This window comes from Tepidimonas sp. (assembly GCF_036824975.1).
Classification (GTDB): domain Bacteria; phylum Pseudomonadota; class Gammaproteobacteria; order Burkholderiales; family Burkholderiaceae_C; genus Tepidimonas.
Window position 1 is genome coordinate 13,552 of sequence record NZ_DAISZC010000034.1, and the last position, 8,283, is coordinate 21,834.

Sequence of the window (8,283 nt, forward strand, 5' to 3'; positions counted from 1 at the left end):
CTGCGCGACGTGCGTCTGACGCTGGAAGTGCCGCATGTGCCGCGCAGCGAGCGTCCTTACCAGCGGCTGCGCGAATTGGCAGCGGCTTTGGCTGCAGCGATGGACGGCTGGGTGACCGACGACGCCGGGCAGCCCCTGGATAGCGAGGCGCTTGACCGCATCGGCGCCGAACTCGACCACCTCTACGACGCGCTGCAGGCGCGCGGGCTGCCGGCCGGCTCGGCGCTGGCGCGCCGACTGTTCAGCTGAGTGCCCCCGCGGCGCGGACCAGGGAGCGACCGCTTCCCGCCGTGAGCAGAGGGCAGAGAGCCGTGCGCCATCGCACAGTGAGCCCGCGGGCGCTACGGCACTAGACGATGTCCGCGGTGTGCACCTGGAAGTGGCCGCGCCGACGATCGTCGAAGTAGCGCCGCAGCGTCTCCTGCACGGTACGGAACGCCAGCTGCTCCCACGGAATCTCGTGCTCGTGAAACAGGCGTGCCTCGAGGGTCTCGTGACCGGGCGCGAAGCGGTCGCTCAGCAGCCGTGCCCGGTAGTAGATGTGCACCTGTCCCGCACGGGCCACGTTCAGCAGCGTAAACAGGCCCTCCAGGGCGATCTGCACTCCCGCCTCCTCACGGGTTTCCCGCACTGCCCCCTCTGCCGTGGTTTCCCCCAGTTCCATGAAGCCCGCCGGCAGCGTCCACAGGCCGCGGCGCGGCTCGATGGCGCGTCGGCACAGCAACACCTGGGCGCCGCCCGGGCCCCACACCGGCACCGTGCCGACGACGTTGAGCGGATTCTCGTAGTGGATCGTGCCGCAGGTCGGGCAGACCGCGCGCACCCGCGTGTCACCGTCATCGGGCACGCGGTATTCGACCGCGCTGGCGCAGGCACGACAAAACCGAATCGGGTGGCGGACCATCCCGCAAGTGTACGCACGCCAACGGGCAGCCGACGCCAGCGCGGCCGTCAGGCCCGGGTGTGCTTGTCGATCAGCCGACGCGCGCTCTCGAGCAAATCGCGTCCGTTGAAGCCGCGGCGGTCCATATCCTGCACCCACTCCACCTCGACCAGGCGGGCGCGCCGGCGAAACTCCTGCGCCTGCGCCAGCCCCAGCGTGTGGATGCGGTTGCCCCGCTCGACCGCCTGCCGGCGCGCCGGCATATCACCGGCCTGCTGCACGCGCCCCAAGAAGGCGGAGGTGTCCGGGCCCGAGTTGGCGTCGATGACGCGCTTGAGGTCGGGCGGCAGCGACTCGTAGCGCGCCTTGTTCATGGCCATCACGAACGTGGTGGTGTACAGGGCGCCACCTTTAGGATCGAATTCGCTGTGGTGGGAGACGAGTTCATGCACCTTGACCGACGGCACCACTTCCCACGGAAGGACGCAGCCGTCGATCACGCCCTTGGACAGCGCGTCCGGAATCTGCGGCAGTGGCATGCCCACGGGTGTGGCCCCCAGGTGACCAAGCGTCTTGGTGATCTGGCGAGTTGGGCCGCGCATTTTCAGGCCGCGTAGGTCGTCGGGCTGCGTGATCAGCCGCGACTTGACGTGGAACACGCCCGGGCCGTGGACGTTCAGCGCGATCAGGTGGATATCGCGGTACTCGTCGGCCGCCTTGGTCTGGATGTACTCCCAGAAGGCCCTGGAGGTGGCCTCCGCGTTGGTCATCATGAACGGCAGCTCGAACACCTCGGTGCGCGGAAAGCGCCCCGGGGTGTTGCCCGGCAGTGTCCAGACGATGTCGACCACGCCGTCCTTGGCCTGGTCGTACAGCTGCATGGGCGAGCCGCCCAGTTGCATGGCCGGGTACGCTTCGAACTTGATGCGACCGCCGGAGTCCTTCTCGACTTTGTCCATCCATGCCTTGTGCATGTTGAGCCAGACATTGGAAGTCGGCGACATGAAGGTATGAAACTTCAACGTGACACTGCTTTGCGCCAAGCCAACCAAGGCAGGCGAGGCAAGCGCGGCAGCACCAGTACGCAACAAGCGACGACGGGTGAGCATGAAAAAACCTCCAACGAAGGGAATCGCAACGTAAGGTCGGCGCAAACTGCACCGAACCCCTGTCATAGTGTATGCATCTGTCGAGGGTGTTGCCGCTGCAACAAAGCCGCGCTCGCGTGCCAGCGGCTAGACTTCGGCTGTCGCCGCAGCGTTCGTCCCAGAGCGGCGGGCACCCGCCTCGCCCGGGACACCGTGGCCAGGCGTGGCGCTGTGCCTGCGCGGCGGCCGTCCTATCCCGCGCCACCCCACCGCCATGAAGCTGTACAACTATTATCGTTCCGGCACCTCGTTTCGTGTGCGCATCGCGCTCAACCTCAAAGGTCTGTCCTACGAGTACATCGCCGTCCACCTGGCCCGGGGCGAGCAGCACGGCCCAGCGTACCGGGCCGTCAGTCCCGACTCGCTGGTGCCCGTGCTCGACGTCGCCGGCAACCCCGATCACGCGCTGCTGAGCCAGTCGATGGCGATCATCGAGTACCTCGACGAAACCCATCCCGAGCCGCCGCTGCTGCCGCGCGACCCGCTTGGGCGCGCCCGGGTGCGTGCGCTGGCGCAGACCATCGCCTGCGAGATCCACCCCATCAACAACCTGCGTGTCTTGAAGTACCTGGCCGATCCGCTCGGGCTGGACGACGGGCGGCGCGCCGAGTGGTACAACCATTGGGTGCGCGAGGGGTTGCGCCACTACGAGCGCCGACTGCAGCTGCTGGCCGAGGAGCGTGCCCGTGCCGGGCTACCACCCTCGGTGTACTCCTATGGCGACACCCCCACACTGGCCGACTGCTGCCTGGTGCCGCAGCTGGTCAACGGCCAGCGCTTCGGTCTGCGTTACGACGACCTGGACATTCCGCTGACGCTGGCCATCTTCGAGCGCTGCATGGCGCTGGACGCGTTCCAGCGCGCGCATCCCTCGCGCTGCCCCGATGCCGAGTGAGCCCCGGCCACTCACCGCGCCCCGCGTTACCCGACAGACGAGGGGGGTGCTGGCGCTGACGGCCGATCTCGGCGCGGGGGTGGTGGCCGGCATGACCGGGCGCGCCGGCGGCGTGTCTTCAGGTTGCTGGGCCAGTCTGAATCTGGGCGATCACGTTGGTGACGACCCTGGCGCGGTGGCCGAAAACCGCGCTCGGTTGGCGGCGGCACTCGGGGTGCGTCCAGTGTACCTGCGGCAGGTGCACGGCACGACGGTCATCCCCGTCGATCGCCACACCCCGGACGGGATCGAGGCGGATGGCTGCTGGAGCAGCGACCCGGCGGTGGCGTGCGTCGTGCTCGTCGCCGACTGCCTGCCGATTCTCTTTGCCGCGCCTGATGGCGGGTCTGTCGCCGCCGTGCATGCGGGCTGGCGCGGTCTGGCCGGGCAGGGCGGACACGGCATTCTGGAAGCCTTGGCAGATGCCTGGCCAGCCGTGCAGACGTCGGCGGCGCGAAGGGCCACACGCGTGTGGATCGGTGCCAGTATCGGGCCGCAGCGTTTCGAAGTCGGCCCTGAGGTTCGGGCTACATTTGTTCAAGCCTGTGCACAGGATGCCAGCGCCTTTCGCCCGTCGCCTCTGCATGCCGACCGCTGGCTGGCCGACCTGGCCGGTCTGGCGCGGCGGCGTCTGCAGCGACTGGGCTTTGCCCGTATCGCGGGCAACGACGGCTCACCCGCCTGGTGCACCGCCAGCCAGCCGTCAGTCTTCTTTTCGCACCGGCGCGACGCCGCCGTGCTGGGCAGCAGCGGGCGCATGGCCGCTGCTGTTTGGCGGCGCTGATGCAGCGGCCTGAGTTACAGACCCGTCTGCGCCCGGTTGGCTGGGAGCAGACGCTGGGGCAGGCAAGGGGCGGTGAGTTATCGGTGTGACTTCGGCTGTCGACGGCTGCTGAGTGGGCTGTGGCCCGCTAGCCGGCCCAGCGCTATCCGCAGCCTCCTGCTGCCCCTGTCGGGCCCGCCGACGAGCGCGCCGGCGCAGCGGGCTGCCGGCCACGTAGGCCAGCAACGTCATGGGCAGCACGCCGAACCACACCACGGTCCCGACGGCGCCGGCCACGCTGCCGTGCGGACTCAGCGCCTCGGCTACAGCCGCCATCAGCACCACATATCCCCAAGCGATCAGTACCAGGTACATCCCTTTCACCCCCGCGGCGTCACGAGGCCGTCAGCCCCGCGGAAGGAACGTGTATGACACTGCTGTGGCGGCCACTGGTAGGTCACCGCCAACTTGGTGCCCCCAGAATGTTGTCCCGCGCAACATCGGCGCGCAAACTCATCGCCCTTCGATGACATTGTCATGGAAATGACGCCACACTGCGTTACGATGGCAACGACAAGAAATTCAGGAGACGACGAATGCCGCGGCAAAACGACCCGACCGATCCGGTGATTGCGTGGGCCGAATGGTCGCAACAGGTTTTGCGCCAGTGGACACAGGCGCTGCAGGCCGCCCCCGGCGGATTTGCCACAGCACCCGGGGCCGAAGGACGGGCCGCTGCGCCGATGCCGACCGGGTGGGGCAGTGCGGCCAGCCTGACCGAGCTGTTCCGGCAGGCGGGTGGGCAGGCGGTGACGCTGGACCCGGAAGCCTGGGCACGGATCCAGCGCGAATACCTGCAGGAGATGACCCAGCTGTGGCAGCAGGGCTGGCGGGTGCAGCCGCCCCGTGAAGACCGCCGCTTTGCCGACGAAGCTTGGGCCAGCAACCCGGTCGCCGCTTTCAACGCGGCGCTGTACCTGCTTAACGCGCGCACGCTGATGCGCATGGCCGATGCCGTGCAGGGGGACGCCAAGACCCGCGCGCGCATCCGGTTTGCCGTGCAGCAGTGGATCGACGCCAGCGCTCCAAGCAATTTCTGGGCCCTCAATGCCGAGGCTCAGCGCAAGGCCATCGAGACGCAGGGGGAAAGCATCGCCCGCGGCGTGCAGAACCTGCTGCATGACATCAAGCAGGGCTTTGTCTCGATGACGGATCACAGCGCATTTGAGGTGGGTCGCAATGTCGCCACTACCGAGGGACAGGTGGTGTTCGAAAACCCGCTGTTTCAGCTCATCGAATACAAGCCGCTCACGGCCAAGGTGTACGAACGCCCCTTTCTGGTCGTGCCGCCCTGTATCAACAAATACTATATTCTCGATCTGCAGCCCGACAACTCGTTCCTGCGCTATGCGGTGGAGCAGGGCCACCGCACCTTCGTGATGAGCTGGCGCAATCCCGACGCCGAGCTGGCGCAGGCCACTTGGGACGACTACATCGAGCAGGGCGTGCTGCAGGCCATCGACGTGGTGCGTGACATTGGGCGCTGCGACACCGTCAACACCCTGGGCTTTTGCGTCGGCGGCACCATGCTCGGCACCGCGCTGGCGGTGCTGGCCGCGCGCGGTCAGCGCAAAGTGCAAAGCGTCACGTTCCTGACCACGCTGCTGGACTTCAGCGACACCGGGGTGCTCGATGTCTTTATCGACGAGGCGTTCGTGCGGCTGCGCGAGCTGCAGTTTGCCCACGGCGGTCTGCTACCCGGACGCGAGCTGGCCACGACGTTTAGCTTCCTACGTCCCAATGACCTGGTGTGGAATTACGTGGTCGGCAACTATCTCAAGGGCGAGTCGCCGCCTCCGTTCGACCTGCTGTACTGGAACAGTGACAGCACCAACCTGCCCGGCCGCTACTACGCGTGGTACCTGCGCCACCTATACCTGCAAAATGAGCTGTGCCAGCCCGGCAAGCTCACGACGTGTGGCATGTCGCTGGACCTTGGGGCTATCGACGTGCCGGCCTACATCTACGGCTCGCGCGAGGACCACATCGTGCCGATTGGCGCTGCCTATGCCAGTACGCGCTATTTGGGCGGGCCGATGCGCTTCGTCATGGGGGCGTCAGGCCACATCGCCGGTGTCATCAACCCGGCCGCCAAGGGCAAGCGCAGCTTCTGGACCGGCCCCGACGACCACTTCCCCGAGCGCTTCGACGATTGGCTGGCCATCGCCACCGAACACCGCGGCAGCTGGTGGACCGACTGGGCCCCCTGGCTGGCCACCCATGGCGGCCGACTGGTCAACGCACCACGCAGCTTTGGCAATCGGCGCTACAAGCCCATTGAACCCGCGCCGGGGCGCTACGTCAAGGTCTCGGCCGAGGCCGCGCTGGCCACCCTGGCTCGTGGTGGATCGACCGTGTGAGGGCCACAGATCTGCCCCCGCCTGTAACCCGTTTTCTATTTGATCAAGGAGCCCATCATGCCTGAGATTGTCATTGTCGCAGCCGTGCGTACCGCCATCGGCCGCTTTGGTGGCACGCTGTCCAAAACACCGGCAACCGATTTGGGCGCAACCGTCATCCGCGCGTTGCTAGATCGCACCGGGGTGGTGGCCGACGCCGTGGGTGAGGTGATCATGGGGCAGGTGCTGGCAGCCGGGTGCGGACAAAATCCTGCCCGCCAAGCCGCCATGAAGGCTGGTGTGCCCAAGGAGACGCCGGCGCTGACCATCAACGCCGTCTGCGGCTCCGGCCTGAAGGCCGTGATGCTGGCGGCCCAGGCGGTCGCCTGGGGTGACAGCGAGATCGTCATCGCCGGTGGCCAAGAAAACATGAGCCTGGCGCCGCACGTCCTCATGGGCAGCCGTGAAGGCCAGCGCATGGGCGACTGGAAGTTGATCGACTCGATGATCGTCGACGGCCTGTGGGACGTCTATCATCAGGTCCACATGGGCATCACGGCCGAAAACGTCGCTCGGGCGCACGGCATCACGCGCGAGATGCAGGACGCCTTCGCGCTGGCTAGCCAGCTCAAGGCCGCCGCCGCCCAGGATGCCGGCAAGTTCCGCGACGAGATCGTGCCGGTGACGATTCCGCAGCGCAAGGGCGATCCACTGGTCTTCGATACGGACGAGTACATCAACCGCAAAACCAGCGCTGAGGCGCTGGCCGGTCTGAAACCAGCATTCGACAAGGCTGGCACCGTCACGGCCGGCAACGCCAGCGGCATCAACGATGGTGCCGCGGCGGTGATGGTGATGAGCGCGCGCAAGGCGGCCGAGCTGGGGCTCAAGCCGCTGGCGCGCATCGCCAGCTTCGGCACCAGCGGGCTGGACCCGGCCACCATGGGCATGGGCCCCGTGCCGGCCTCGCAAAAAGCGCTGGCGCGCGCGGGCTGGTCGGTCGCTGACGTCGATCTTTTTGAGCTTAACGAGGCCTTCGCCGCCCAGGCGTGCGCGGTCAACCAGGCACTGGGCGTTGATCCGCAGAAGGTCAATGTCAACGGTGGCGCCATCGCCCTGGGACACCCGATCGGGGCTTCCGGCTGCCGGATCCTGGTCACCCTGCTGCACGAGATGCAGCGCCGCGACGCTCGCAAGGGGCTGGCTGCGCTGTGCATCGGCGGTGGCATGGGCGTGTCCCTGTGTGTGGAGCGCTGACGATCTGAGCATCCGCACCGATTGGCCCGGTTTCGGGCTGCGGTCCCGGGCGCAGGACCGGGGTCCGAAACCGCCTTCCGTCGTCCCGTGTTGTGTTTTCCATCCAGACAGAGGAGTCTTCCATGAGCCAGCAACGCGTCGCATACGTCACCGGGGGCATGGGCGGTATCGGTACCGCCATCTGCCAAGCCCTCTACAAGGACGGCTTCAAGGTCATCGCCGGCTGCGGTCCCACCCGCGACTACCAAAAATGGCTGGATGAGCAAAAGGCGCTAGGCTACACCTTCTATGCCAGCGTCGGCAATGTCGCCGACTGGGACAGCGTAGTGCAGGCGTTTGCCAAGGCCAAGGCCGAGCACGGGCCGATTGACGTGCTGGTCAACAACGCCGGCATCACGCGCGACCGCCTGTTCGTGAAGATGACCAAGGAGGACTGGGACGCGGTCATCAACACCAACCTGACGTCGATGTTCAACGTCACCAAGCAGGTGGTGCCGGACATGATCGAGCGCGGCTGGGGCCGCATCATCCAAATTTCTTCCGTCAACGGCGAAAAGGGACAGGCGGGACAGACCAACTACTCGGCCGCCAAGGCCGGCATGCACGGCTTCACGATGGCATTGGCGCAAGAGCTGGCCTCCAAAGGCATCACGGTCAACACCGTCAGCCCGGGCTACATCGCCACCGACATGGTCAAAGCCATCCGCCCCGACGTGCTGGAGAAGATCGTAGCCCAGATCCCGGTCAAGCGTCTGGGCGAGCCGCGCGAAATCGCCTCCATCGTCGCCTGGCTGGCCAGCGATGACGCCGGCTTTGCCACCGGTGCCGACTTTTCGGTCAACGGCGGTTTGCACATGAGGTGATATCCACCGGATGTGGACGCTGCCGCAGCCCGTCCG

General features: G+C 66.8%; 8 protein-coding genes. 6 read left to right on the forward strand and 2 right to left on the reverse strand.

Annotated features, from left to right (window positions below):
• The coding region (locus tag V7Z54_RS05650; RefSeq protein ID WP_334135017.1) for a cell division protein ZipA C-terminal FtsZ-binding domain-containing protein at nucleotides 1-249 on the forward strand (249 nt) is incomplete at its 5' end.
• Between the two features lie 100 nt (nucleotides 250-349).
• Here V7Z54_RS05650 and V7Z54_RS05655 read toward each other — a convergent pair.
• The gene (locus V7Z54_RS05655; RefSeq protein ID WP_334135018.1) at nucleotides 350-904 is read right to left on the reverse strand and encodes an NUDIX hydrolase; all 555 of its coding nucleotides are present in this window, start codon (nucleotides 902-904) and stop codon (nucleotides 350-352) included.
• A gap of 47 nt (nucleotides 905-951) precedes the next feature.
• Nucleotides 952-1,992, reverse strand: a complete 1,041-nt coding sequence (locus tag V7Z54_RS05660) for a TRAP transporter substrate-binding protein (RefSeq protein WP_334135019.1) — start codon at nucleotides 1,990-1,992, stop codon at nucleotides 952-954.
• A gap of 253 nt (nucleotides 1,993-2,245) precedes the next feature.
• On the opposite strand from V7Z54_RS05660, the gene maiA reads away from it, so the two are divergent.
• From maiA to phbB, 5 genes are all read left to right on the forward strand, one after another.
• Nucleotides 2,246-2,926, forward strand: coding sequence for a maleylacetoacetate isomerase (gene maiA, locus V7Z54_RS05665; RefSeq protein ID WP_334135020.1), 681 nt, complete (start codon nucleotides 2,246-2,248; stop codon nucleotides 2,924-2,926).
• Entirely contained in the window at nucleotides 2,916-3,749 is an 834-nt protein-coding gene (gene pgeF / locus V7Z54_RS05670; RefSeq protein ID WP_334135021.1) for a peptidoglycan editing factor PgeF, read from the forward strand. The genes maiA and pgeF overlap by 11 nt, the downstream gene beginning before the upstream one ends.
• 575 nt (nucleotides 3,750-4,324) lie before the next feature.
• On the forward strand, nucleotides 4,325-6,148 hold the full coding sequence (gene phaC / locus V7Z54_RS05675) for a class I poly(R)-hydroxyalkanoic acid synthase (RefSeq protein ID WP_334135022.1): 1,824 nt from the start codon (nucleotides 4,325-4,327) through the stop codon (nucleotides 6,146-6,148).
• 57 nt (nucleotides 6,149-6,205) lie between these two features.
• Nucleotides 6,206-7,384 carry an acetyl-CoA C-acetyltransferase gene (locus tag V7Z54_RS05680; protein WP_334135023.1) on the forward strand — a complete coding sequence of 393 codons (1,179 nt, stop codon included), beginning with the start codon at nucleotides 6,206-6,208 and terminating at the stop codon, nucleotides 7,382-7,384.
• A gap of 122 nt (nucleotides 7,385-7,506) precedes the next feature.
• Nucleotides 7,507-8,247, forward strand: a complete 741-nt coding sequence (gene phbB / locus V7Z54_RS05685) for an acetoacetyl-CoA reductase (RefSeq protein WP_334135024.1) — start codon at nucleotides 7,507-7,509, stop codon at nucleotides 8,245-8,247.
• The last annotated feature ends 36 nt before the right edge of the window (nucleotides 8,248-8,283 follow it).